The sequence below is a fragment of the Kitasatospora sp. NPDC048194 genome (assembly GCF_043202455.1).
Classification (GTDB): domain Bacteria; phylum Actinomycetota; class Actinomycetes; order Streptomycetales; family Streptomycetaceae; genus Kitasatospora.
On sequence record NZ_JBIDAK010000014.1, the window covers coordinates 136,423 to 158,960 of the forward strand.

Annotated in this window: 22 protein-coding genes; 14 read left to right on the top strand and 8 right to left on the bottom strand. The window is 71.9% G+C overall.

Features of this window, described 5'->3' with window-relative positions:
• Positions 1-37: 37 nt before the first annotated feature.
• On the bottom strand, positions 38-538 hold the full coding sequence (locus tag ACGF07_RS19170) for a MarR family winged helix-turn-helix transcriptional regulator (protein WP_392900195.1): 501 nt from the start codon (positions 536-538) through the stop codon (positions 38-40).
• A gap of 252 nt (positions 539-790) precedes the next feature.
• Between ACGF07_RS19170 and ACGF07_RS19175 the strand changes: the two genes are divergently transcribed.
• Complete coding sequence (locus tag ACGF07_RS19175; RefSeq protein WP_392900198.1) at positions 791-976, top strand: hypothetical protein; 186 nt, start codon at positions 791-793, stop codon at positions 974-976.
• Positions 977-1,117: 141 nt separating this feature from the next.
• Here the strand turns inward: ACGF07_RS19175 and ACGF07_RS19180 are convergent, their stop codons facing one another.
• The 3 genes from ACGF07_RS19180 to ACGF07_RS19190 form a co-directional block, all read right to left on the bottom strand.
• Positions 1,118-2,032 carry an SDR family NAD(P)-dependent oxidoreductase gene (locus ACGF07_RS19180; RefSeq protein WP_392900201.1) on the bottom strand — a complete coding sequence of 305 codons (915 nt, stop codon included), beginning with the start codon at positions 2,030-2,032 and terminating at the stop codon, positions 1,118-1,120.
• Between the two features lie 581 nt (positions 2,033-2,613).
• Positions 2,614-2,982: an STAS domain-containing protein gene (locus ACGF07_RS19185; RefSeq protein ID WP_392900203.1), complete on the bottom strand. Its 369-nt coding sequence runs from the start codon at positions 2,980-2,982 to the stop codon at positions 2,614-2,616.
• Positions 2,983-2,987: 5 nt separating this feature from the next.
• Positions 2,988-4,448, bottom strand: coding sequence for a PP2C family protein-serine/threonine phosphatase (locus tag ACGF07_RS19190; protein WP_392900206.1), 1,461 nt, complete (start codon positions 4,446-4,448; stop codon positions 2,988-2,990).
• 579 nt (positions 4,449-5,027) lie between these two features.
• Between ACGF07_RS19190 and ACGF07_RS19195 the strand changes: the two genes are divergently transcribed.
• From ACGF07_RS19195 to ACGF07_RS19235, 9 genes are all read left to right on the top strand, one after another.
• Entirely contained in the window at positions 5,028-6,038 is a 1,011-nt protein-coding gene (locus ACGF07_RS19195) for a YdcF family protein (RefSeq protein WP_392900208.1), read from the top strand.
• 479 nt (positions 6,039-6,517) lie between these two features.
• A complete protein-coding gene (locus ACGF07_RS19200) occupies positions 6,518-6,871 on the top strand; it encodes an STAS domain-containing protein (protein ID WP_392900211.1) in 354 nt (117 codons plus the stop codon).
• Between the two features lie 129 nt (positions 6,872-7,000).
• A complete protein-coding gene (locus ACGF07_RS19205; RefSeq protein WP_392900214.1) occupies positions 7,001-7,453 on the top strand; it encodes an ATP-binding protein in 453 nt (150 codons plus the stop codon).
• A 193-nt stretch (positions 7,454-7,646) separates the two neighbouring features.
• A complete protein-coding gene (locus tag ACGF07_RS19210; protein ID WP_392900216.1) occupies positions 7,647-8,051 on the top strand; it encodes an STAS domain-containing protein in 405 nt (134 codons plus the stop codon).
• A 257-nt stretch (positions 8,052-8,308) separates the two neighbouring features.
• A complete protein-coding gene (locus tag ACGF07_RS19215; protein WP_392900336.1) occupies positions 8,309-12,346 on the top strand; it encodes a SpoIIE family protein phosphatase in 4,038 nt (1,345 codons plus the stop codon).
• Complete coding sequence (locus ACGF07_RS19220) at positions 12,343-12,657, top strand: STAS domain-containing protein (RefSeq protein ID WP_392900218.1); 315 nt, start codon at positions 12,343-12,345, stop codon at positions 12,655-12,657. Before ACGF07_RS19215 ends, ACGF07_RS19220 begins: the two co-directional genes overlap by 4 nt.
• A gap of 206 nt (positions 12,658-12,863) precedes the next feature.
• Positions 12,864-13,739 carry a SigB/SigF/SigG family RNA polymerase sigma factor gene (locus tag ACGF07_RS19225; protein WP_392900221.1) on the top strand — a complete coding sequence of 292 codons (876 nt, stop codon included), beginning with the start codon at positions 12,864-12,866 and terminating at the stop codon, positions 13,737-13,739.
• A gap of 195 nt (positions 13,740-13,934) precedes the next feature.
• Positions 13,935-14,261: an STAS domain-containing protein gene (locus tag ACGF07_RS19230; protein ID WP_392900224.1), complete on the top strand. Its 327-nt coding sequence runs from the start codon at positions 13,935-13,937 to the stop codon at positions 14,259-14,261.
• Between the two features lie 197 nt (positions 14,262-14,458).
• A complete protein-coding gene (locus ACGF07_RS19235) occupies positions 14,459-14,815 on the top strand; it encodes an ATP-binding protein (RefSeq protein WP_392900227.1) in 357 nt (118 codons plus the stop codon).
• 268 nt (positions 14,816-15,083) lie between these two features.
• Here the strand turns inward: ACGF07_RS19235 and ACGF07_RS19240 are convergent, their stop codons facing one another.
• From ACGF07_RS19240 to ACGF07_RS19250, 3 genes are all read right to left on the bottom strand, one after another.
• Complete coding sequence (locus ACGF07_RS19240) at positions 15,084-15,485, bottom strand: trehalose-6-phosphate synthase (RefSeq protein WP_392900230.1); 402 nt, start codon at positions 15,483-15,485, stop codon at positions 15,084-15,086.
• Positions 15,410-16,075 carry an HAD-IIB family hydrolase gene (locus ACGF07_RS19245; protein WP_392900233.1) on the bottom strand — a complete coding sequence of 222 codons (666 nt, stop codon included), beginning with the start codon at positions 16,073-16,075 and terminating at the stop codon, positions 15,410-15,412. The genes ACGF07_RS19240 and ACGF07_RS19245 overlap by 76 nt, the downstream gene beginning before the upstream one ends.
• Before the next feature lie 81 nt (positions 16,076-16,156).
• Positions 16,157-16,447 carry a carbohydrate kinase family protein gene (locus ACGF07_RS19250; RefSeq protein WP_392900236.1) on the bottom strand — a complete coding sequence of 97 codons (291 nt, stop codon included), beginning with the start codon at positions 16,445-16,447 and terminating at the stop codon, positions 16,157-16,159.
• A gap of 146 nt (positions 16,448-16,593) precedes the next feature.
• On the opposite strand from ACGF07_RS19250, the gene ACGF07_RS19255 reads away from it, so the two are divergent.
• From ACGF07_RS19255 to ACGF07_RS19265, 3 genes are all read left to right on the top strand, one after another.
• Positions 16,594-18,246: a restriction endonuclease fold toxin-2 domain-containing protein gene (locus ACGF07_RS19255; protein ID WP_392900239.1), complete on the top strand. Its 1,653-nt coding sequence runs from the start codon at positions 16,594-16,596 to the stop codon at positions 18,244-18,246.
• A gap of 19 nt (positions 18,247-18,265) precedes the next feature.
• Positions 18,266-18,778 (top strand): hypothetical protein, encoded by a 513-nt coding sequence (locus ACGF07_RS19260; RefSeq protein ID WP_392900241.1) that lies wholly within the window; start codon positions 18,266-18,268, stop codon positions 18,776-18,778.
• 657 nt (positions 18,779-19,435) lie between these two features.
• Entirely contained in the window at positions 19,436-20,071 is a 636-nt protein-coding gene (locus tag ACGF07_RS19265) for a hypothetical protein (protein ID WP_392900244.1), read from the top strand.
• Positions 20,072-20,376: 305 nt separating this feature from the next.
• Here ACGF07_RS19265 and ACGF07_RS19270 read toward each other — a convergent pair whose 3' ends face one another.
• A complete protein-coding gene (locus ACGF07_RS19270; protein WP_392900247.1) occupies positions 20,377-20,700 on the bottom strand; it encodes a hypothetical protein in 324 nt (107 codons plus the stop codon).
• A gap of 150 nt (positions 20,701-20,850) precedes the next feature.
• Between ACGF07_RS19270 and ACGF07_RS19275 the strand changes: the two genes are divergently transcribed.
• Positions 20,851-22,431, top strand: coding sequence for a serine/threonine-protein kinase (locus ACGF07_RS19275; RefSeq protein ID WP_392900250.1), 1,581 nt, complete (start codon positions 20,851-20,853; stop codon positions 22,429-22,431).
• Positions 22,432-22,538: the final 107 nt, after the last annotated feature.

Genomic DNA, 22,538 nt, shown 5'->3' on the forward strand with positions numbered 1-22,538 from the left:
TGCGGGGACGGGGGCGAGGGGTCGCCTCACCACCCGCTCAGAAACCGTTGCCGCCGCTCTCCTGCCGAGGCCGCTCGGTGACGACCGTGAACAGCGCGCGCAGGCCGTGGACCAGAGCCGCTCGGTCCTCCGGCGTCAAACGTGCGAAGACGGCCGCAAGATCGTCGCGTCGCCGGGCCGTGACCTCCCGCACCGTGCGGCGCCCCTCAGGGGTGACCGCCAGGACGACTTCCCGGCGCCTGAGCGGGTGCGCCCGCCGCTCCAGCAGACCAGCCGCCTCCAGCCGCCCGCACAGGCGGCTGCATGCAGGAGTCCCCACCTCCAACACCCCCGCCAGTCCGGTCAGGTTGAGGCCTTCCTCGCGCTCCACAGCTTCAAGCGCCCGGAACTGGTACGCGGACAGCTGCGGCGCCGTGCGGTCCAGTGCGGATCTCCACAACGATACGAGGGCCGCGACGGCCTGAGGTACCTCACCGGCAGCGGCCTCGTCGAAGCCGCCCGATGTCGGAGGATGGAACCAGTTCTCGTCCGCTTGCACACTCGCCGCGTTCGCTGCCGTCCGGTCTGAAACTCGCGGTCCCCGCCTACCCCGCGCCGCGCCACCCAATCTGCCCCGGTCTGCGGGCCGTGGGACCTTCCGGAAGGACACTCGACACGCCGGCCAAGCCCCGCGTATTCCTCGGCGGCTGGACGATAGCGGCTGGACGGTACGGAAGGCGCCGTCCTGGCCGGCGGGCCGGACTTCCCAGCGCAAGGCCGGTTCGAGCGCGTTGACAGCGTCGGAGAGAGGGTGCGGCACCAGCGACCCCTCGAGGGCGGCCACGAGGTCACCGCCGACGCCTCCAACGACCAGGGCCTGAAGGTCGAGGACAGCTGGGGCACCGGCTGGGGCGGCGACGGCTGCTTCACCGTGCCGTGGAGCTTCTTCGACACCGGCGACGTCCAGGAAGTCCACACCATGGCCCCGAAGACCTGACTACCCCGTGGCAGCCGCACGGAAGTTGAGCCGGAACCACCAGTCATGATGAAAGCCGGGCAAGCAACGTCGAATATCGCCTGCCAGCGGTGGCGGCGTGCGATGGATGAATCGGGGCCGGTCGGATGCGCTTCCGCAAGGTCAGGAGGAGAGCAGGCCGCGCATGCGGGTCCGTTCGGCCCGGGAGACCGCGGCGGGGCGTCCGGCCGTCATGCCGCCGTCGACTGCGAGATCCTGACCGGTCACCAGGCGACTGGCGTCGCCGGCGAGCCACAGTACGGCCGCGGCGATGTCGTCGGTCCGAACGGTGCCGGGGAGCGGTTGGCTGGAGTCCAGCAGCGGCTTGAACGCTTCGGCCACCGACGCGGCCGTGGCGTCAGCCGCCGATGCCTCGGCGCCGGAACCCTTGGCGAAGATGCCCGTCGGCACGAAACCGGGGGACACGCTGTTCACGCGGACCTCGTGCTCACCCAGGTCCACCGCCGCGCAGCGGGTGAGGTGGAGTACTGCGGCCTTGGCGGTCGAATAGTCCAGGCCGGACCAGCCGGCGATCTTCCCCGCCAGGCTCGCCACGTTGATGATGCTTCCCGAGCGCTGCGCCACCATCTGCCGTCCGGCATGCTTGACGCCGTGCATGACGCCCGCGACATGGACCGCCAGCGTCCGGGTGAACACGGCCGAGTCGAAGTCCGTCACCGACGCCATGTTCCCCGGCCCGCCGGCGTTGTTGACCATGACGTCCAGCCGCCCGTAGCGCTCGACGGCGTGGCCGACCAGTGCCTCGACGTCCGCCTCGACCGAAACGTCGCAGCGCACGAAGGTCGCCGACTCGCCCAGTGCCGCGGCCCGCTGCTGTCCTTCCTGCTCGCGACGGCCGGCGAGGACGACGTAAGCGCCCTCGGCGGCGAACGCCTCCGCAACACGGGCGCCGATGCCGCTCGTTGCCCCGGTGACGACGGCGACCTTGCGGTGCAGACTCTTCATAGCGCAACTCCGGTGTCGGGTCCGATGCACATGCGGTAGGACCGGGTAGTAGCAAAGATTGATCATCATCATTGGTCATCGAGGGACTCCTGAACAAGTCGTGCCGTCCGGCGAACGGGATCGCGCGCGGGCGGGAAGGCGTAAACCGGCGTTGGTGCGTGGACCGGTGTTGCACGGACCGGCGTTGTGTGGGCCGGTGTTGAATGGACCGGCGTTCGATGGCGGCGTGATCGCCTACGACTTGCGCAGCGCGGTGAGAGCTCAGCCGCGAGGGCCGACGGCGTGCGGGCGTTCGTCACCTGCGGCCGCCGATGGGCCGGCTGGTCGTTCGGCGGGGATTTCCGCGGCAGCATCCCCGCTCACCGTGCTCGCCGGGACCATGCGGGACGGATCGCCACTCCCGCCGGGGGTCGAGCGTCCGGCGCCAAACGTGACAGGACGGCCGCAAGATCGTCGCGTCGCCGGGCAGAGACCGCCCGCCTTGCGCGGCGCCCCTCGGAGGTGACCGCCAGGACGACTTCCCAGCAGGAGTCCCCAGCTCCACTACCCCCGCCGGCCCGGTCAGGTTGAGGCGATCCTCGCGCTCCACAGCTTCAAGCGCGCGAAACCGGTACGCGGACAGCCGTGACGCCGGGTGCCGGCGGAGGTGCGGTTCAGACGGTGTCGGGGGCGCCCTGGTGGGCGCTGAGCGCGTCGGCGGTGTTCGGGTGGTGGGGCAGAAGGGTGTCGACTCCGGTGATGGCGAGCATGCGCATCAGCCGGTCGGGGACGGCGGCCAGGATGAGGGAGCCGCCGGCTTCCTGGGCGCCGTGCCAGATGCCGATCAGTGCGCTGAGCCCGGCGGAGTCGCAGAAGCCCACACCCGACAGGTCCAGGATCAGGTGGCGGTGGCCCTGGCCGATCAGCTCCAGTGCACGGGTACGCAGGCCGGGCGCGGTGTGCAGGTCGATCTCGCCGGTGACGGTGGCGACCGCCGCGGGACCGGGGGTGGCGGTCAGGGCCAGCTCGATGTCGTCGGTCATGGCCGTCAGTGCTCCTCGCCGGCGGGCGCGGCGGTGGTGTGGGCGGTGGATCCGGCCCCCGTCGTGGCGGCCGCCTGGTCGGGAGTGGGGACCGACAGCGCCAGCAGGGCGACGTCGTCACTCGCGCCCTCGGGCAGGGCGTCCAGCAGGCCGACCGTGTCCTGGACCAACTGCGCCGCCCCGCACGACGCGGGACGAGCGGACAGGAAGGCCGTCAGGCCCTCGTCACCGAGCATGGCGCCGGTCCTGGTGCGTGCCTCGGTCAGCCCGTCGGTGTAGACGAGCAGGGCCTGGCCGGGGGCGAGGTGAAGGGTGATCGAGGCGAAGCGGGCGCCGGGGAAGGCTCCGATGAGCATGCCGTCCTTGGGGCGGACCGCTTCCACTCGCGTTTGCGTGGCGGGTCCGGATCCAGGTGGCGCGGGGACGAGGCGGTAGGCAGGGGGGTGCCCGCCGGTGGCCAGCTCCACGGTGAAGCCCCCGGCCTCGGCCGGGGTGAGAGTTGCGAAGTATGCCGTGCAGAACCGGCTGCCCGCCCACACGTCGGCCAGCAGGGCGTTGTTGAGTGCCTCGAGTACCGCGACGGGGTCGTCGGTGTGCTGGGCGGAGGCCCGCAGGGTGTAGCGGGCCAGGGAGGTGATGGTGGCCGCCTCGGCGCCCTTGCCGCACACGTCCCCCAGGAAGAATCCCCACTTCCCGGAGGACAGGGGGAAGACGTCGTAGAAGTCGCCGCCCACGTCGTGCGCGGACGCGGTGTGGTAGTGGCAGGCCAGCTCCAGGCCGGGCACCGTCGGCAGCGCCGGCGGCAGCAGAGTGCGCTGCAAGGTGGAGGCGAAGGAGGCGATCGCCGCCCTGTCCCGCTCCGCCTGCTCCCGGGCCGCCCGCTCGGCCTCGGCGGCCCGCTGCTCCTGGCGCACCGTGCGCAGGGCGGACAGGCGCAGCTCCATCTCGTCCAGCACGATCGCTGCCAGATCGGTCAGGGTGGCGGTCTGTCCGGAGGTGATGGAGCGGGGCTTGGTGTCCAGCACGTTGACGGTGCCCAGCTTGTGCCCGTCCGCGGTGATGATCGGCGCGGCGGCGTAGAACCGGACCCCGAGCGGACCGGTGACCAGCGGGTTGCCGCAGGCGATGTCGTCGAGCAGGGTGTCGGGGATCACCAGGGCGTCGTCGCGCAGCACCGCCGAGCCGCACAGGCCCGGGTCGCGGCCGATCTCACTGACCCCGTCCAGGCCGTGCGCGGCCTTGAACCAGATCCGGTCCTCGTCCACGATCGTCACCGTCGCCACGGGGACGTCGAACAGGCGGGCTGCCAGCGCGGCCACCCGGTCGAACGCCCCGTCGGGCGGGGTGTCGAGGATGTCGTAGCGGCGAACCGCCTCCATCCGACCGGCCTCGACGACCTCATCGGGCACCAGATGCAGGCGCTTGCCAGGAACGCCGTCCTCGGATGCCGAAGCCTGCTCGGGCATCGGCTTTCCACCTTCCTGGGCCTTCCGCAGCCACCGGGTGAGACGCGGGCCAGCGGGAAGCCTAAGCGCAACGGGTGCGCGAAGGCCAACCGGGTGACACCTTCACGGATCACCACCGATGTCGGCGCGCCGTTGCTGCCCGGTCAACCCCGCCGACGGCGCCGCGCGGCACCTCGCCGAGGAGCCCACCCGCGGCGAAGCGGGCCGACCAGCCCGGCGACACTCTCCTCCCGTACCGGAGCGCTGGTGGCATGGTGTCCGCGATGCGGGGCAGGACGCGGGTACTGGTGCGGCGCTGGATGACTCCTGGAGGCGTGGATACCGTGACGATGATGCTGCTGCTGGTTCCGCTGGCGTTGGCGATGGTCCTGGCAGCGACCGCTCCCCGCCCCGCTCACCGGGGCGGGCGGCGCCGGTCCACGGCGGCCCGGGTGGGGAACGAGGCCCACGGGCCGCGTCACGCCCGCATCCGTTGCTGAGCAGGGACGGTCGGCCGGGAGGTTCCGTCCGCCTGTGCCGGGCCCCGGCGATCCAGCCGTCGGTGGTGCGCGTTCCCCCTTCGCCGGACAAGGAGCCGAAGTGACATCCCTCCTCCTCCTGGCAGCCGCTCTGCTCCTGCTGCTCTTCGCACGGCGTTTCCGTGACGACCGGCGTCGCTTCGGCAACGGCGTGCTCCTGGGCCTGGGCGCTCTCCTCCTGTTCGCAGGCTTCTTTCTGGAGCTCGACCGCTTCCACCGACCGGTGGCGCAGGCGGTGGCCGGCGCCACCGGCATCGCGGCGGTGGCGAGTGCGACGGCCGTCGCCGGGGCCCTGGTGGCCAACGGCATCCGGATGGTCCGCACCGAAGGCGGCCGCCCGGCCAACCTCCTGTCACTGCTGGCGGGCCTTGCGATCCTGGCCGTACTCCCGCTCGTGGTGGTCGCCGCGCGAGCCGACCAGGGACCGCTGCGCGCGGCGGCCACCGCCGCCCTGCTGATGAGCGGCTACCTGTCGTTCCTCTTCCTCTGCTTCACCGGCTACGCCGCGCTCTACCACCGGGTCACGGCACGCCGCCCGGTCGACTTCGTGGTCGTGCTCGGCGCCGGCCTGACGAACGGGTCCACCGTCCCGCCGCTGCTGGCCGCGCGCCTGCTGAAAGCTCTGTCCCTGTACCGCCGTCAGGCGGCCAGGGGAAAGCCCCCGATCCTGGTGGTCTCCGGCGGCAAGGGCTCGGACGAGCGCGTGCCGGAGGCCGAGGCGATGGCTGACTACCTCGCGCGGCGGGGCGTCCCCGACGAGCACGTCCTCCAGGAGCGCGCCTCGACGAACACGGGGGAGAACCTCCGGTTCAGTCGCGAGCTGATGAGGCGGATCCGCCCGGACTACCGCTGCGCCATCGTGACCAACGACTTCCACACGCTGCGGGCGGGCATCCTCGCGCGCCGGGCCGGGGTACCGGGCGAGGCGCACGGCGCACCGACCGCGGCCTACTACCGGCCCAGCGCGACCCTGCGGGAGTTCGTGGCCGTCCTGGTCTCCTACCCGCTCACGAACCTGGCGGCGTGCGCGGTCCTGGCCGCGGCCGGGGCCCGCGCGGGCTGGCACGGTTGAGCCGGTGAGTCCCCGGCCGTCGCCGGAGCCTCGACCGATGTCCGAGTCCGTGCGCGTCGCCGATCGGCTGGCACCAGCCTCAGGCCATCGCCCTGGACGCCGGACCGGAACGGCGGGGTGGACGGGCCCTACGGGCAGCTGAGCTGCCGGGCGCTCACCGCGCCTCCCCGTCGGGGCGTCGGAGGAAGACCCGATCGAGTCCGGTGATGGTGAGGAGCCGTAGGGTCGAGCAACTCGGCCTGCAGCCGGGGCCGTGTGCATCCGGGGGTCGGCGTCGGGCGCCCGCCCGGCGCGGCGCCGGTCGGCCGCGCGCGGCACGGCCGTGAACACCGCGGTTCCGCCAGCCAGCCGGCGGAGGGCCCGCGTGCGACGGCCCGCCGACGGCCGTGTCCGCGAAGGACCAGCCGCTGGGTTGGTGGGGCGTGAGCGGGATGAGAGGGTGGGAGCAGTCAACGCCCCGGAAGGGGGCTGAGCCGGTCATGACCGAGCTGCACGTCTTCACCAGTCACCAGGGTGGCACCCTGACCCTCCATCCCCTCGGGGAGATCGACCTGGACTCCGCCGGCCACCTGGTCGGAGCCGCGCTGGCCGTGGAACAGGGGAGCGGTACCGACCTCGCCGTCGATCTGACCGGGGTCACCTTCATCGACTGCTCCGGCATCCACGCCCTGGTCGCCCTCCAGCACGTCGCCCGGGACGGCGGCGGCACGCTGATGGTGAGCGGAGCCGGCCAACAGGCCCGCGAACTGCTGGTGTTCAGCGGTCTGGCGGCCCTGATCGGCCGGCCGGCCGGTTTCCCCGCCCCCGGCCGGCAGCCGGAGCGGGATGTGTAGAGTCCTCGGGGCGCGGCAACACGTTGCCCGAGAGCCGCCGTGTACCGGTGCGGTGAGGCACCGGCGCTGGAATCCGCGCTGATTGCTCCCGCCCGGCGGAGCCCCGTGACAGTCATCAGAGGAGTGAGGATGCTGGTGGACAACAGCTCCGGGGCTCGCAGCGGCCAGTGGTCGGTTCGGCACGTCTTCGACGGCCGGCACGGAAGCATCGGCGCCGCCCGTGCCGTCACCCGGGACTTCCTCGCCGCGCTGCACCGTGCGCGTCCCAGCGACGACCCGCGGGCGGCCGACAACATCCTGCTGGCCGTCTCGGAACTGGTCACCAACGCCGTGCGGCACACCGCCGGGCCCGGTCGGCTGCACATCGACTTCAGCGAGGACGGCCGGGTGCGCGTCACCGTCAGCGACACCAGTACCGCCGTGCCCGAGCCCCGCCAGCCACAGCCCGACGGCACCGGCGGGTACGGCTGGCCACTTCTCGAGAAGCTCGCCGACGCCCTGACGGTGGTGCCCCACGAGAGCGGCAAGCACATCCACGCCGCGCTGCCCTGGCCCGGCCGCGCACCGGGCTTTCCAGGCTGACGGACGCCGGTTGCGTGCCGGTTGAGCAGGCCCCCGCACCTGGTGTCCCCGTTAACCTGATATCCATGACCTGAATCGCATGTCAGGAATTCCTTGACACCTTCCTGAGCCGCAGGCGACGGTGGCCGGTCCCACCGCCGCGTACAGCTACGGGCAGTGAAGCGCGCCGCCACGAGTGTGAGAGGACCTGCCGATGACGCCGACCCCATCCTCCGGCACCGACGACTGCCCCCTCGGCAACGGGGCGACCATGACGGTGCAGTGCTCCGACGGCGTGGTGGTCGCCCGTCTGGTGGGCGAACTCGACCTGGACAGCGTGGACGTCGTCCGGCTGGACCCGACCGTGCTCTCCGGCGCGACCCACCTGATGTTCGACCTTGCCGCACTGGACTTCTGCGACTCCAGCGGCTTGAACGCGCTGCTGCGGCTGCGGGCCGAGGCCGCCCGGCAGGGCCTCGAGGTCGGACTGTGCGCCCCGGGCGAGCGGGTGCGGCGGCTGCTCCGGGTCACCGGCACGGACCAGGTCTTCCCGCTGCACGCGAGCGTGGAAGACGCCCTGGCGGCGACAGCCGCACCGACCGCGATCCCGTCCCGGTGAAGCGCGGGGCCGCACCCGGGCAGGGGCACAGGGCACAGGCAGAAAGGGAGCGGGAAGCGGTGAAGCAGACGGAGACCGGCGGGAACGGGGACGCCCGCGGGCCACTGGCCGCTCCGGATGCGGTGTTCTCCCCCGATGACGAGGTCGGCCGCGATCTCGCTTCCGTCGACTGGACCGCGACGCCGCTCGGCTCTCCGGAGGACTGGCCGCAGAGCCTGCAGACGGCGGTGAGCATCCTGCTGTCGTCCCGGTTCTCCATGTGGATGGCCTGGGGCCCGGAACTGACGTTCTTCTGCAACGCCGCCTACCGGCGCGACACGCTCGGCCGCAAGTACCCGTGGGCGTTGGGCCGACCGGCCGCCGAGGTCTGGAGCGAGATCTGGGACGACATCGGCCCCCGGATCGACACGGTGCTGGCCACCGGCCGGGCGACCTGGGACGAGGCACTGATGCTGGTCCTGGAGCGGTCGGGTTACCCGGAGGAGACGTACCACACCTTCTCCTACAGCCCCCTGCGGGACGACGCGGGCTCCGTCGTGGGCATGCTGTGCGTCGTCACCGAGGACACCGAACGCGTCGTCGGCGAGCGGCGGATGGCGACCCTGCGGGACCTCGGCTCCGACCCGAGCGTGGTGCGCACCGAGCAGGAGGTGCTGGCCTTCGCCGGCCGGCAGCTGGAGCGGAACCCCCATGACCTGCCGTTCACCCTCACCTACCTGTTCGACGGCGACGGCTGCGCGCACCTGGCGTCGGCCACCGGAATCGCGGCCGGCCACCCGGCTGCCCCCGAGGTCATCGCGCTCGACGACCCCGACGGAGCGTGGCCCGCGCAGGCGGCGGCCCGCGGAGAGGAAGCCCTGCTGACGCTCGAGGGCGGCCCGTCCACGGAGCTGCCGTCCGCAGTCTGGCCTCTGCCGCCCAGCCAGGCACTGGTGGTGCCCCTGCAGCAGCAGGGCAGCTCGCCCTACGGCTTCCTGGTGGCTGCGCTGAACCGCTACCGGCCGGTCGACGAGCCGTACTGCGGCTTCGTGGGACTCGTCGCGGGCCACCTGGCGGCCGGAATCGGCTCCGCCCGCAGCTACCGGGCCCAGCAACAGCGTGCTGAGGGACTCGCCGAGCTCGATCGGGCGAAAACCGCCTTCTTCTCCAACATCAGCCACGAGTTGCGCACCCCCCTGACGCTCATCATGGGGCCGGTGGAGGAACTGCTGGGCGGCCAGCACCAGTTGGACTCGAGGGCGCGAGAGGAACTCGAGGTCGTCCGCCGCAACGGCCGGCGCCTGGGCAAGCTGGTCAACACCCTCCTGGACTTCTCCCGCATCGAGGCCGGACGGATGCAGGCCCGCTACGAGCCGACCGACCTCGGCGCGGTGACCGCGGAACTGGCGGCCGTCTTCCGCTCCGCCGTCGAGCGGGCCGGACTGGTCCTCGAGGTGGCCTGCGCCGCGGTGCCGGAGCCGGTGTACCTGGACCGCGCCCTGTGGGAGCGGGTGATGTTCAACCTGCTCAGCAACGCACTGAAGTTCACCTTCGAGGGCTCCATCCGGGTCACGGCGGGCACGGAAGACGACCACGCGGTGGTCACGGTGGCCGACACCGGGACCGGCGTGCCCCAGGAGGAACTGCCCCGGCTCTTCGAACGCTTCCACCGCGTCGACAACGCCCGGGCGCGGTCCAACGAGGGCAGCGGCATCGGCCTGGCCCTGGTGAAGGAACTGGTCGCCCTGCACGGCGGCACCATCGCCGCGCGCAGCCACGAGGGCGACGGCACCACCTTCACGGTTCGCCTGCCCTTCGGCCACGCCCACCTGCCGGCGGACGCCCTGGTACCGGCGGCGACCGCGCCGTCTCCCTCGGCCGGTGCCGAGTCCTACCTGGAGGAAGCCCTGGGCTGGCTTCCCGCAGGCCCCCCGGCACCCACGGGGGACACCGTCCCCAGTGCCGGCCACGGATCCCGGTCGGGGGTCCTTCCTGCCGGCACCTCCAGCCCACCCGGATCCTCCCCGGCTCCCGCAGGGCGCGGCCGTACGGTGCCGGCACGGGTGCTGGTCGCGGACGACAACGCCGACATGCGCGGATACCTCACCCGGCTCCTGCGCGGCAGCGGGTACGAGGTGCAGGCGGTGCCGCACGGGCAGGCCGCGCTGGACAGCGCCCGCCGCGAGGCCCCGGACCTGGTCGTCAGCGACGTGATGATGCCCCGGCTGGACGGCCTGCAACTGGTCGCCGCACTGCGGGCCGACCGGCGCACCGCGGGTGTGCCCGTCCTGCTGCTGTCGGCGCGCGCCGGGCAGGAGTCATCCATCGAGGGCCTGGAGGCGGGGGCGGACGACTACCTCGTCAAACCGTTCTCCGCGGCCGAACTGCTGGCCCGGGTCCGCGCGAACATCGAGCTGGCCCGCCTGCGGACCCACCACGCCCGCTGGCGCACCGCCTTGGTGGAGTCCCTGCAGGAGGCGTTCTTCGTCTGCGACGAGCAGGGCGCCGTGGTGGAGATCAATGCCGCGTTCACGGACATCCTCGGCTACGACACCGACGGGCTGCCCTACGCCCCGCTCCACCCGTGGTGGCCCGATGCGATCAGCGATCCCGAGGCCCACCGCCAGGTGGCCGAGGCGTTCAGCAGCCTGCTGGCGCAGGAACGCGGCTGCTACACGGTGCCGGTCCGGCACCGCGACGGCCGCCGGGTCTGGGTCACGGCCACCTTCAACCACGTCCAGGACCCGGACACCGGCCGACGCGTCATCGTCGGAACGCTGCGAGACGTCACCGCTGAGCACTACACGATCCAGCGGGAGAGCGCGGTAGCCGCCCTCAGCCTCCTGCTGTCCCGAGCCGGTAGCCTCGACGAGGCTCTCGAAGGAGCCCTGAAAGAGCTGCAAGTCCTCTGGAGCGCCCGTCAGGTGCTCGCAGCCGTGTTCCACGGAGCCGGGGCGCCGTCGCTGTACGCCTCCTGCGGCGAGAGCACCTGGGAGAGCCTCACCGACGACCAGCGCCGCGCACTCACCGCCGTGCGTGAAGGCCCGTCACTGGCTCCTGCCACAGACCGCGGCCCGGGCGTGGGAGTGGCTCTGGAACACCCGCAGGGTCCCATGGCACTCTGGCTCGACCTGGGCGGGAACCGTCCGTTCACCGATCAGGACACCACCCTGCTGGCCCTGCTCGCAGGGCACCTGGCACAGGGGCTCGCCCGAGCCCAGCAGATCGACCAGCAGCGGCAGACCGCCCTCGCCCTTCAGCGCTCCATCCTGGGCCCCTCCCACCTGCCCGAGGGTTTCGCCGTGCGCTACGAACCCGCCGCGCGGCCCCTCGAGGTGGGTGGCGACTGGTACGACACCACCGCGCTGCCCGACGGCCGCATCGGCATCGTCGTCGGCGACTGCGTGGGCCGTGGTCTGACGGCGGCCACCGTCATGGGACAGCTGCGCAGCGCCTGCCGGGCGCTGCTCCTCCAGGACGCCCGGCCCGGTCAGGTCCTCTCAGCCCTGGACCACTTCGCCGCGAGCATCCCCGGGGCCCTGTGCACCACCGTTTTCTGCGGCGTCCTCGACCCGGCCAGCGGGCACCTGGTCTACTCCAGCGCCGGACATCCGCCGGGCATAGTCGTCCATCCCGACGGAGCGGTGCACCTGCTCGAGGAGGGGCGTGCGACCCCCCTCGCCGTCCGCCCGGGCCACCCGCGCCCGAGCGCGGAGTTCACCGTGCCGGCCCGCGCCACCCTGCTCCTGTACACCGACGGCCTGGTCGAACGGCGCCGGCGCCCCGTGACCGAGGGCATCGAACAGGCCGCCGAGGCCGTCCAGGGGGGCCGGGACACCGACATCGAGGAACTGGCCTCCCAGGTCATGGCCGCGCTCGCGCCGGTCGGTGGGTATGACGACGACGTCGCCCTCCTCGTGTACCGGCACCCCGCCCCGCTGGACATGGCCTTCCCCGCCGAGACAGGACAGCTCGCGCCGGTCCGCCAAGCGCTGCGGGACTGGCTCCGCCGGTGCGACCTGCCGCCGCACACGGCACACGGCGTGCTGGTCGCCGCGGGGGAGGCGTGCGCCAACGCCATCGAGCACGGCCACCGCCACAACCCCGGGGAAACGGTCCGCCTGCGAGCCGAGACCCGGGCGGGCGGAATGCGGCTGACCGTCACCGACAGCGGACGCTGGAAGACCCCGGAGCCTGAGGCGAACCCTCACCGCGGGCGTGGGATCACCCTGATGCGCGCCCTGATGCAGCAGGTCACCATCGCCCCCGGCCCCGAGGGCACCACCATCGAGATGAACACGAGGATCGACTCATGAGCTCCCTGCTGTCTCTCACCGAAGAGCACCGAGCGGACGGGCGGAGCGCGCTGGTCGCCGAGGGCGAGATCGACATGACCAATGCCGCCGATCTCACGGTGGCCCTGGACACCCTCCTGGGCGCCGGCCCCCCACCCGTCCTCGTCGACCTCACCCGCGTCGGCTACCTCGACAGCGCAGGCCTGAGTGTGCTGCTCGCTCGCGCGGAGCGCATCGAAATCCGCGCCCCCGCCCTTCTCGTCCCCGTCCTGACGATCTGCGGCCTCACCGACATGACGACCGTCCACGACTCCGGATCCGACCCGCTCTGACCCGCCTGGCGGGCGGGGCACCGGATCCGGTTCGCCACCGCGGCGTCAACCACACGGAGGCACGGGCCGGGCCGTCCGTGTCACGGAGGAGCAGAACCGGCCGAGAGCATGAAATGTGCACAATTCCTCCACGGGGCTTGTGTGCATGATGCCCGCGGTCGCGGGCAACCGGGAACGAGCTTGCCCCGGCTTGGAGAGGAGCACCGATGACCACGCGAACCGAGGACCGCGAGCTGGCCGCCCGGCCGCTCGGCAGCCCGGACGCCGTCCGCCGCGTCGCGCCGGAACTGCTCGACGTCGACAGCCCGCGGGACGTCGCCCCGGCGGACGCGCGAGAGCTGACGCGCGTGCTGCTGGCCCGACTCGCGACCCTCGAAGAAGGAACCCGCGAGTACTCCTACGTACGATCCACCCTGGTCGAGCTCAACCTGTCCCTCGTCCGGTACGTGATCCGCCGCTTCGACGCCCACCGCGAGCCCCAGGAAGACCTGCTGCAGGTCGGAGCCGTCGGCCTGATCAAGGCGATCGACCGGTTCGACCCCGAACGCGAGGTGGAGTTCTCCACCTTCGCCATCCCGACGGTCCTCGGCGAGATCCGCCGCCACTTCCGGGACACCACCTGGGCGGTCCACGTCCCCCGCCGGCTCCAGGAACTGCGCATCACCCTCGCCAAGGCCCAGGACGACCTCACGGTCCAACTCGACCGCGCACCGACGGTCGCCGAACTCGCCGGCCACCTCGGCCTGCCGGAGAGCGAGGTGATCGAGGGCCTCACGGCCGCCCAGGCCCACACCACCGGGTCCCTCGACCACGGCAGCGCCGAGGACGACGAAGGCCCCGGCCCCCTGGCCGACCGGCTCGGCCAGGAGGACGCCGCGATCACCCTCGCCGAGAACCTCGTCGCGCTCAAACCCCTCATCGCGGAACTGACGGCACGTGAACGGCTCCTCCTGTCCCTGCGCTTCACCGAAGAACTCACCCAGTCCCAGATCGGCGCCCGGCTGGGACTGTCCCAGATGCACGTGTCCCGGCTGCTCACCCGCATCCTGAAGAAGCTGCGGGACGGCCTGGAGGCAGGCTGAACTGCCTCTGGGGCAACTGCCCCTGGAGCACAGGGGCTCCTGTCAAGCGGTGGACGGCGTTCGGGCGATCCGGCTGCCTGTGGGATGCCGTCCCAGGGCCATCAAGGAACTTCGTGGGAGGGGACGTTGCCAGCCCGAAACAAGAACGGTGCAGCCCTGCCGGCGTCAAGGCCCGTCGTGAGTGGGGCAGTTGGGGTGCGGCGCACTGCGGACGGGGCAGCCGTCTGCACCTTCGCGGGTGACCTGGACCTCGACAGCCTCACCGAGGTCGGCACCGCGCTGCAGGAAGCACTCGCCGCACGCCCCGCCCTGCTGGTGGCCGACCTCGAGCACCTCGGTTTCTGCGACTCCTCCGGCCTGAACCTGCTGCTCAGGACGCGCATGAACGCAACCGCGGCCGGAGTCCCGTTCCGACTTGCGGCACCGTCGGAGGCGGTCACGAGACTGCTGGACATCACAGGAGCCGGCGCTGTCTTCTCCCTCCACCCCTCCGTCGACGAGGCGCTCTCCGCCCCTCGTTGACGCCGGACTCCGGCCGGCACTGAGACCACCGCCTCGGAGACGGCCCGCATGTACCGACCGCGACAGGGAAACCGGGGAGGAAGAGCGTCAAGCCGGAAGGACAACCGCTCATGAACACCAGCCGGGACCTCCTCGGCAACGAACCGGTCGCTCATCTCACCGCTCTGCCTGCCGGCGGTCAACGGAGACGCCTGGTCTTGGGAGGCGTACCCCGGCCGGTCGCCCGCGCCCGGACATTCACCGCCGCCGCTCTCGCGGACTGGTCCTGGCCCGACCCGGACCGTGCGAGCGACATCGTCCTGCTGGTCGCCGAACTCGTCTCCAACGCCGTGCTCCACGCCGGTGAGGCGGTCGAGCTGGCACTGCACGCCTCGGCGGCGCGTCTGCGCGTCGACGTCAGTGACCGGTCATCGGCGCTGCCGGAACCGCGCCGACCCCACCGGCCCGGCCTGCCCGGCGGGCACGGGCTGGTCATCGTCCAGCAGACGTGCGACCGCTGGGGCGCAGCCCGTCTCCCCGAAGGCAAGACCGTCTGGGCAGAGTTCGACCTGTGACCGGAAGGCGCGGGAGTCCGCCCGAAGGAGCCGGCTCCTCACCTCGACGCCCTACCGCGACCGCCTCCGACCCCGCCCCCTCGTGATCGCCATGCCCATGCGCCGAGCGTCGCCGTGATCATTCCGCGGACCTGGCGCACTCGTGCGCGGCCACCCGAACCGGCTGGATCGCACTGGCCACCGACGAGCGGCGCGCGGGCCGCCTAGCGTGCCCTCCGCGCCTACCGCGCCCGTGAGTTCGGCAGCCGACGGGCCCGCTCGGAGCTGGTCAGGACGCGGGACCGGGGCGGCGAATCGCCTGAATGATCCGCGCTGCCCAGTCGGCGGGCCGTTCCTGGCCGAGGAGCGTGGCGAGCCGACGCATGCGGGCGCGGCGTTCGTCGGCGGTGAGCGCCAGGGCCTTGGCGAGGACGGCGCTGAGGTCGTCCGGGGAACGCGGGTCGGTGAGAAGGGCCGCGTCCCCGAGCTCGGCGGCGGCGCCGGCGTAACGAGAGAGCACCAGGACGCCCGGCCCGCCCGCGCGGTGGGGCGCGAGGGTGGCTTGGACGGTGATGAACTCCTTCGCCGTCAGGTTCATCCCGTCCTGCAACGAGGTCACCCACAGCACGTCGGCGGCCAGGTACTCATCGACGACCTCGGCGAAGGGAAGGTTGCGCGAGACGTAGTCCACCGGACGCCAATGCCGAGCCCGAACAGTGACAGGTCGTTGAGTGAGTCCCCGGCGACCAGGATCTCCTCGGCCGACCAGTCCAGTTTCTCGGCCAGGGCCCGCAGGGCGCTTCCCTTGGAGGCCGCCGGAGGTAGGACATCGAGGTAGCGGTCCGCTGAGTAGGTCCAGCCGCAGCCGAGGGCCTCGACCGCCTCGGTGAGTCTGCCGGTGAGGTGCTCGGGGGCCAGGTGGTAGGAGCAGCGGCCGTCCTGGACCACGTCGTGCTGGTAGGTGAGCCGGGGGAACCGGCGCAACGCAGCCCGTACCTGCTCCTGCCCCGGCCAGCCGGCGCGTAGCTGTTCCTGCAGCGGCTCGACGGTGGAGAAGTCGGTACCGTCCAGCACGGTGGCGCCGACGTCCGCGATGATCCAACGGGGCCTCGGGACGAGCGGATCCCGCAGAACCTGCCGGATCGAGGCTGGTCCTCGGCCGGTGGCGAAGACCACGGTCACTTCGGGGTGGCGGTCCAGTGCTTCCCGCAGCAGGCGCCGGTCCTCACGGTCGCCGCCGAGTAAGGTGCCGTCCAGATCGGTGACCAGAATCCTCGACATCCGACGGACGCTAACACGATCACCCAGCGCCGTGAAGAGTTCACCTCACTCGCGCAGTTGGGCGCGCCCCCGACCGTGAGGTCACGAGGACGGGTGCTGCCCGCGGTCGAGGTCCTCGGCGCGCGGAGCCGCACTCGAGCCCGGGCCCGTGGCTGCCGCGGCGCCGCAGGCCGCGGCGGCGGCGAGGCATGCCGGCAGCTTCCGGCCGGCGAGCAGCCCGTGCACGAACCCGGCGTTGAAGCAGTCGCCCGCCGCGGTGGTGTCCACAGCCCGCACGGGAACGGCGGGGACGTCATGGCGCATGCCATCCCTCACCGCGGTCGCTCCCTGCGCACCGTCGTCCGACACCAGCCACGGCGGTCTCTTCCCCACGGCTTGCCCAACGAGCGCCCGGGCGAACGGACATGGGCATCAAGCAGTTCCGTTGGTTCCTCTTATCCGCCCGGGGCAAGCAACGACTCCGCAACACTTCCCGGTTTCCGGCTTTCGCCAACGGAGTTGATGGAAAACATGACTTCATGCACGACAGACTGCCGGATGACGGGGGAGCCGGCTTCCAGGTCGTGGTCGAGGACCTGGTAGAGGCTTCCTGGGGGATGCACCAGAGCAGCGAGGACCTGCTCGCCACCACGAACGCCCTGGTGGGCGAACTGGCGACCCAGAAGGGAACGGTCGGGGCGGACGAGGCCGGCCAGCTGTTCGGCTCGGTGTACGACCCGGCGGCAAGGACGACCGTCAACCAGATCGGCAACGCCTGCGTCATCATCGGCTCCGGAGCGGCCGCGATCCTGCAGACGGCCAAGAACTACCTGGCGGCCGAGTCCTCGCTGGCGGCCGGCCTGCTGGCCGCCACCGGTGACGGCGGGAGCAGCGGTCTGGCCACGCCCTGGCTCAGCCGCTCCGACCAGTGCCAGGAACTCCACGATCCACGGGGGCTCGGCAACTCGCTGCCCGAGGCCGTCGGAGACACCAGCTGGGAGAAGCAGTTCCTCGGTGGCGGCCGGTACCGAGGTGACCCCGACGGGCTTCGGCAGATCGCGGCTACCTGGCGCAAGGCCGCCGGCATACTGACCAACGTCCTGGCCGACGCCCAGGGCAGTTGGACCACCGCCGTCCAGAACCACGAGGGCCCGGCGAGCGTGGGAGTCAACGCGTACTTCACCCAGTTCGTCGGAAAGGCAGCTGCTCCGGCCCGTCCTGCGGAGGGGCAGACGCTCCTCGCGAACCTCCCGGCGGCCTGCTCGCTGCTCGCCGCCTGCTGCGAGAGCTACGCGGACCACATCGAGGCAGCGCAGAAGCAGTTGGGCGGCGACGCCCTTTCCCTCCTGTCGCCCGGTCCGATCTGGGACAACCCATTGTTCGGCGGGAACGGCAACGACGGCGGGCTGAAGGACCGGGTCGAGGGCGACGCGGACATCCACTCCCTGGGCGCGGTGGCGCACATCCTCGATGGCAGTCAGGCGGTCGTCACCATCCCAGGACAGCCGAACTCCGGGCAACCGCTGCTGCCTTGGCTGCCGGGCGGCGGAGTCCGCGAGTGGGGCGGCGACCCGCTCTCCCCGGACCCCTTCCCCGATCCGATCGTGCTCGCCTCGGTCGGCTTCCTGCCCACCGTCCAACGGCCGCGCAACCCGCTCCAGCCGGACGTCGACCCCATCGCCCCACCGGACCCGCCCGATCCGCGGTTCCCGGCCCTCACGCCCGCTCAACTGGCCTCCTTCACGATCTGGCAGAAGAGTCTGACCCAAGGGGACTTCTCCGACGCGGGCAACATAGCGGCACAGGCCTACCAGCTCAGGACCTCGGGGTACCCCGAGTTCGCGCTGCCGCTCCCGGCGGGCTCGAACCTGGGCGCGACCAACACCCTGATGGTGGACGGGATCCGTCCGACGGACGGAATGGCCGTCGAGGCCAAGTACGTCCAGAATCCGAAGAGTTGCTACCGGACCCTGGACAGCCTCCTGACCAACACCCAGAACAACAAGCGCCATTTCCTGTACGCCGATGACCGGACCGAGATGGCCAAGTACCGCGCCGCGCTGGCGAACCCGCAGAACCAGGGTCAGCTCCGAGGTGTCGAGGTCGATACCAACAACGAGACCTCGGTGGCCTACTGGGACACCATGCTGGCCCTGTACGGCGTCAACGGCTACGCCCGCTATGTCGCGTGACCGGCAGCGGGAGCAGCCGGTGCCCGTTCCCGCCATCCCGACGCCGATCGAGGAGCAGGCCCACTACTGGATCTTTGAACCCGTGACGGACGGCCTGTGGGGCCTGACCCTCGATGCGTTCCGGCAGGCCCTTCTCCGGCGCGAGCCGACGGAGTTCAGCCACGTCTGGGACCATCCGGGGCACGGGCGCCGCAACGGGCTCACCATGAGCTTCGGGATCACCCTGGACCAGCGGGCGGTGGAGGGAGTCGCGGGCGTAGCGGGCGAAGGCGCCGCCATCCGGAACGCCACGGCCGCGCAGGCCGCCGAGTTCGGCTCGTGGCTCGCGCGGGAGGTCGTGCCGGTCCGGGCGGCCCTGCGGATCAGCTCCCGCGAGGGCATCGACTTCGACGTGCCCGACGTGCTCGCGACCGCCTGCACCGAGGCGGAGCTGCGTGAACTCCTCCTCGGCCACATCCGCCGGATCGACGAGTCCGCGTGGCGCGTGATCAACCGGCGGAGCGTTCCCGACCCCCGGCTGCGGTACTGGTGAGATCCGTCCGCCGCGACGCGTCAGCGGCGGATCCAGGCGGGGTCGCGGAGCCAGCCCCTGCTTGACGTCGGCGTGCCGGAGAACCAATGGCCATGCACCAACTCACTGATCCAGCACTTCGGTTCGTCGAGCAGTGCGCGCCCGGCAACCCCCACGCGCCCGCCCATCCCCGCGCAGCGAGGGCCCTTGCCGAGCGAGCCGATACCTGGCAGCCAGGCCCGGCCTCATCCCCACAAGTGAACGGATCCGGCTGCCCGGCCGGGCACCAGCAATGCCGCACCGGCTGGGCCGGTGCGGCATTCGTCGAGCCGTAGGTGTGCCGGGCTGCCTCCCCCGGTGGGCAAGGGCGCGGGCCAGCGCCAGGGCCGCAGGGGTGCCGCTTGTGGCGGCAGGGGGGGCGATGCGGCTTGCGCGCTCACCTGCGGTGCGCGGAGGAGGTGGTGAGCGCGGAGTACCAGGACGGCCGCTGGCACCTGACCACGTCCGGGGAGGTGGAGGAGTCCTACGACGTTCTGCTCTGCGCCACCGGAGTGCTCGTCAAGCACGACGGCCGGCCCCGGACCTGTCACCGGGTAGGTGTCGCTCTACGTGCTCTGCGCCCCGGGGGCCGCTCCCACGGTGGTGCGCCGTTTGGATGATGGGGCGGAGGTTGGGAACGTGGAACGGGTGCGGCTGCGGTTCGACGGTTGGATCGCCGGTGTCGGGACCGAATCAGGTACGCGGATCGTCGTAGGGCACTGGACGGCGTCACCGTTCGGGGCGTTCAGCGACGTCATGGTCGAGCAGGCGGACGGGTTCCGGCTCCTGCTGGCCCCCACGGAACAGATCGGCGAGTTCATCGCGAGCACTTACTGCTTCGACCGGACCCAGGTCGTACCGGTCGCGGTGGCTCGTACGGGCACAGGGTGGTCAGTGACGGCGGGGCCGCTGGCCCTACGGTTCACGATGGGCCGACGCGGCCCGCTGGGCTGGTTGCTGCGGGCCGTGCCCGCGCCGCTCTCTCGTCGGCCTGCGTGGGCGGCCCTGATCGACGTTCCGAGCATGCTGCTGCCGGGAGTGAGAACACGGGGCAGCGCCGGTCAGGGCCGCCGGGAGTGGTACGCCCCCCGCGATCTGTGGCCGATCACCGCCGCCGGCGCCAGTCACCGCGGACAGGACCTCGGGCCGCTACGACCGGTCGAACCGCCCGTCCGGTTCGGATTCGGTTCCACCCCTTCCAGGCCCTGTCTGGTCCTGATCACCACCACCGTGGAGCAGGGCAGCGTTCCCGAGCCGCCCCGTGGCGAAAGGTGACTGTTCAGCGGTGGGCGGCGCGCGGGGTCGGCGGGTCATGTTCGCCACCCCGCCCACGCGCCAGAGAGCCATCGCCCTGTCTACCGGGCGGCCGGGCGCCTGCTCCGCTTCGTGCCCTGGGTGGGTCCGGTTCTCAGGGCGCGGCGCGCGCTCAGGCGGGGGCACTCCCACTGAACCGGCGGGATGCTCGCCGGCGCCGGCTGCACCAGCGAGCAGCGCTGGGCAACAACTCTCTCGGGAGGAGGCCGACGGCCCTCCCCGTGCCGCTGGCCGAAACGTGTCCTCCGGGTGGCGGAAGTCCCGGATCAGGGCCGGCTGTCAGTGTGGCCGCACACCCAGGCCAGCGCGTCGTGGACGCCCTGGCTGTAATCACGGGGCACCGTACGTTCCACCTGGTTCTCCAGGGCCACGTTCGCGGCGTCCACCTCTGCGGTCAACACGTCGTTGCCGGGCACACCCGCGGTCCGCGCACCGGTGACCGGGGCGCCGTCGCCGCGGCCCAACGCCCACAGGTAGCCGGCCAGGGCACCCCTGGACCACTGCGTCTGACGATTGGGCGCCGCCGCGTTCGCCTCCAGTTCGGCGAAGGCCCGCTCCACCTCGGCGGCCTTCCGCACTCCCACTGTCACCCCGGAATCCACGGGTTGGCTACCAGTCATGGAGCGCGTATAACCGCTCGACCGTCCGCTCATGCCCGGCTGAGTGCGGAGTCGAGCTGCTCGACGCGGGTTGCCCCTGGGCCCTGGGGAAGGGCACGTCGGAGGTGCCATCATGCTGCCATGACGACCGATGGGGGGTCGGCCCAGGAGCCGACGAGTTGGGGGCTGGCGGGCCCGGGGAGCACTCCGGAGCAGCCGCGCACGGTGGCCGAGCCGACCGTGGTGGAGGCGGCCGCAGTGCCGCAGCCGGGGGCGGGGCGGCTGATCGGTGGCCGCTACCGGCTGCTGGAGCGGCTCGGTTCCGGCGGTATGGGCACGGTCTGGCGGGCGCACGACGAGACGGTGGACCGGGACGTGGCGGTCAAGGAGCCCCGGCTTCCCGAGGAGTTGACCGAGGCCGAGCGGCAGACGATGTATCTGCGGATGCAGCGCGAAGCCCGGGCGGCAGCCCGGGTCGACCACCCCTCCGTGGTCACCGTGCACGACGTGGTCACGGTCGACGGAAGCCCGTGGATCGTGATGGAGCTGGTCCGCGGGCGGTCGCTGGCGGAGGTGCTCCAGGAGGGCACGCTTCCGGCCCAGGAGGCGGTGCGGATCGGGTTGGCGGTGCTGGAGGCTCTGGTCAGTGCGCACGAGGCGGGAGTGCTGCACCGCGACGTGAAGCCGGCCAACATCCTGCTGGGACGGCACGGCCGGGTGGTGCTGAGCGACTTCGGGATCGCCCAGGTGGAGGGCGAGCAGAAGCTGACCGAGACCGGGAGCTTCATCGGCTCGCCCGAATACCTGGCACCGGAGCGTGTCCTGGGCCAGCGGCCGGGCCCCGAGTCGGACCTGTGGTCGCTGGGTGTGGTCCTCTACCAGGCGGTCGAGGGTGTGTCGCCGTTTCGCCGCCAGACCACCGCGTCCACTCTGCAGGCAGTCCTACTGGCCGAAGTACCGCGGTCGGCGAACGCCGGGCCGCTGGGCGCGGTGCTCTGCGAACTGCTGCGCAAGGAACCGCAGGCGCGGCCGGCCCCCAGTGCGCTGCGCCAGCTCCTGCGCGCCGCCGTCGAACCAGCCGGTCCATCCGCGACCCGGGTGGCACCGGGAGCGGCCGCGCCGACCACGTGGACCCAGCGGGTCCGCCGGGCTGTAACCGGCAGCCGGCGGGTCCAGCTGGCGCTTGGCGCGGCTGTGCTGGCCGTGGCCGTGGGGTCGGTGCTGGTGTTCGCCGGCGATGACCCGTTGCCGGCCGGCTGGAAGCGTTACCAGGAGCCCGGGCTGGACGCTACGCTCGCCGCGCCGGCCGGCTACGTTCGCAGTGAGGACGACTCGTCGGTCACCTTCACGGACCCGACCAAGGTCTTCGTCCTCAAGTTCTCCAAGTGGACCGGGGAGACCCGCAGCCCGCTGTCGGTGGCCAACGCCGACCTGGCCTGGTACAAGGATCACTACCACTACTTCCAGGCCCCTGAGCCGGACGGGAACGTGAACGCTGTCCAGCAGCAGGGCAAGGACGCGGCCGTGTTGGACGTGACCTACCAGGACAACTCGGACTACAGGAATCCGAAGGACCAGCGGGCGCTGGAACTGGACCTGGTGCGCAAGGACGGGGCCGGCTTCAAGCTGGAGATCTCCTTCCCCTCCGCCCCCGACCAGGCAGCCGAAGGGCAGAGGACGTTCGACCAGGCCCGCAGGAACCTGACGATCAACGGGCTCTGACCAGCACCGTTGTCGCTCCGCACCCCTGCCGCTCACACGCCCCGACGCTTCATCGCCGACTCCCGCGGCCGACGGCGTGCCGTGGCAGGCCGGAGGGCGGCCAGGCG

Bases quoted from the DNA above. Each gene is read 5' to 3' on its own strand.
- ACGF07_RS19210 (WP_392900216.1), top strand. From the start codon at position 7,647: ATGACGCCGACCCCATCCTCCGGCACCGACGACTGCCCCCTCGGCAAC.
- ACGF07_RS19180 (WP_392900201.1), bottom strand. From the start codon at position 2,032: ATGATGATGATCAATCTTTGCTACTACCCGGTCCTACCGCATGTGCAT.
- ACGF07_RS19225 (WP_392900221.1), top strand. From the start codon at position 12,864: ATGACCACGCGAACCGAGGACCGCGAGCTGGCCGCCCGGCCGCTCGGC.
- ACGF07_RS19275 (WP_392900250.1), top strand. From the start codon at position 20,851: ATGACGACCGATGGGGGGTCGGCCCAGGAGCCGACGAGTTGGGGGCTG.
- ACGF07_RS19255 (WP_392900239.1), top strand. From the start codon at position 16,594: ATGCACGACAGACTGCCGGATGACGGGGGAGCCGGCTTCCAGGTCGTG.
- ACGF07_RS19220 (WP_392900218.1), top strand. From the start codon at position 12,343: ATGAGCTCCCTGCTGTCTCTCACCGAAGAGCACCGAGCGGACGGGCGG.
- ACGF07_RS19245 (WP_392900233.1), bottom strand. From the start codon at position 16,075: ATGTCGAGGATTCTGGTCACCGATCTGGACGGCACCTTACTCGGCGGC.
- ACGF07_RS19200 (WP_392900211.1), top strand. From the start codon at position 6,518: ATGACCGAGCTGCACGTCTTCACCAGTCACCAGGGTGGCACCCTGACC.
- ACGF07_RS19215 (WP_392900336.1), top strand. From the start codon at position 8,309: ATGTGGATGGCCTGGGGCCCGGAACTGACGTTCTTCTGCAACGCCGCC.
- ACGF07_RS19185 (WP_392900203.1), bottom strand. From the start codon at position 2,982: ATGACCGACGACATCGAGCTGGCCCTGACCGCCACCCCCGGTCCCGCG.
- ACGF07_RS19190 (WP_392900206.1), bottom strand. From the start codon at position 4,448: ATGCCCGAGCAGGCTTCGGCATCCGAGGACGGCGTTCCTGGCAAGCGC.
- ACGF07_RS19205 (WP_392900214.1), top strand. From the start codon at position 7,001: ATGCTGGTGGACAACAGCTCCGGGGCTCGCAGCGGCCAGTGGTCGGTT.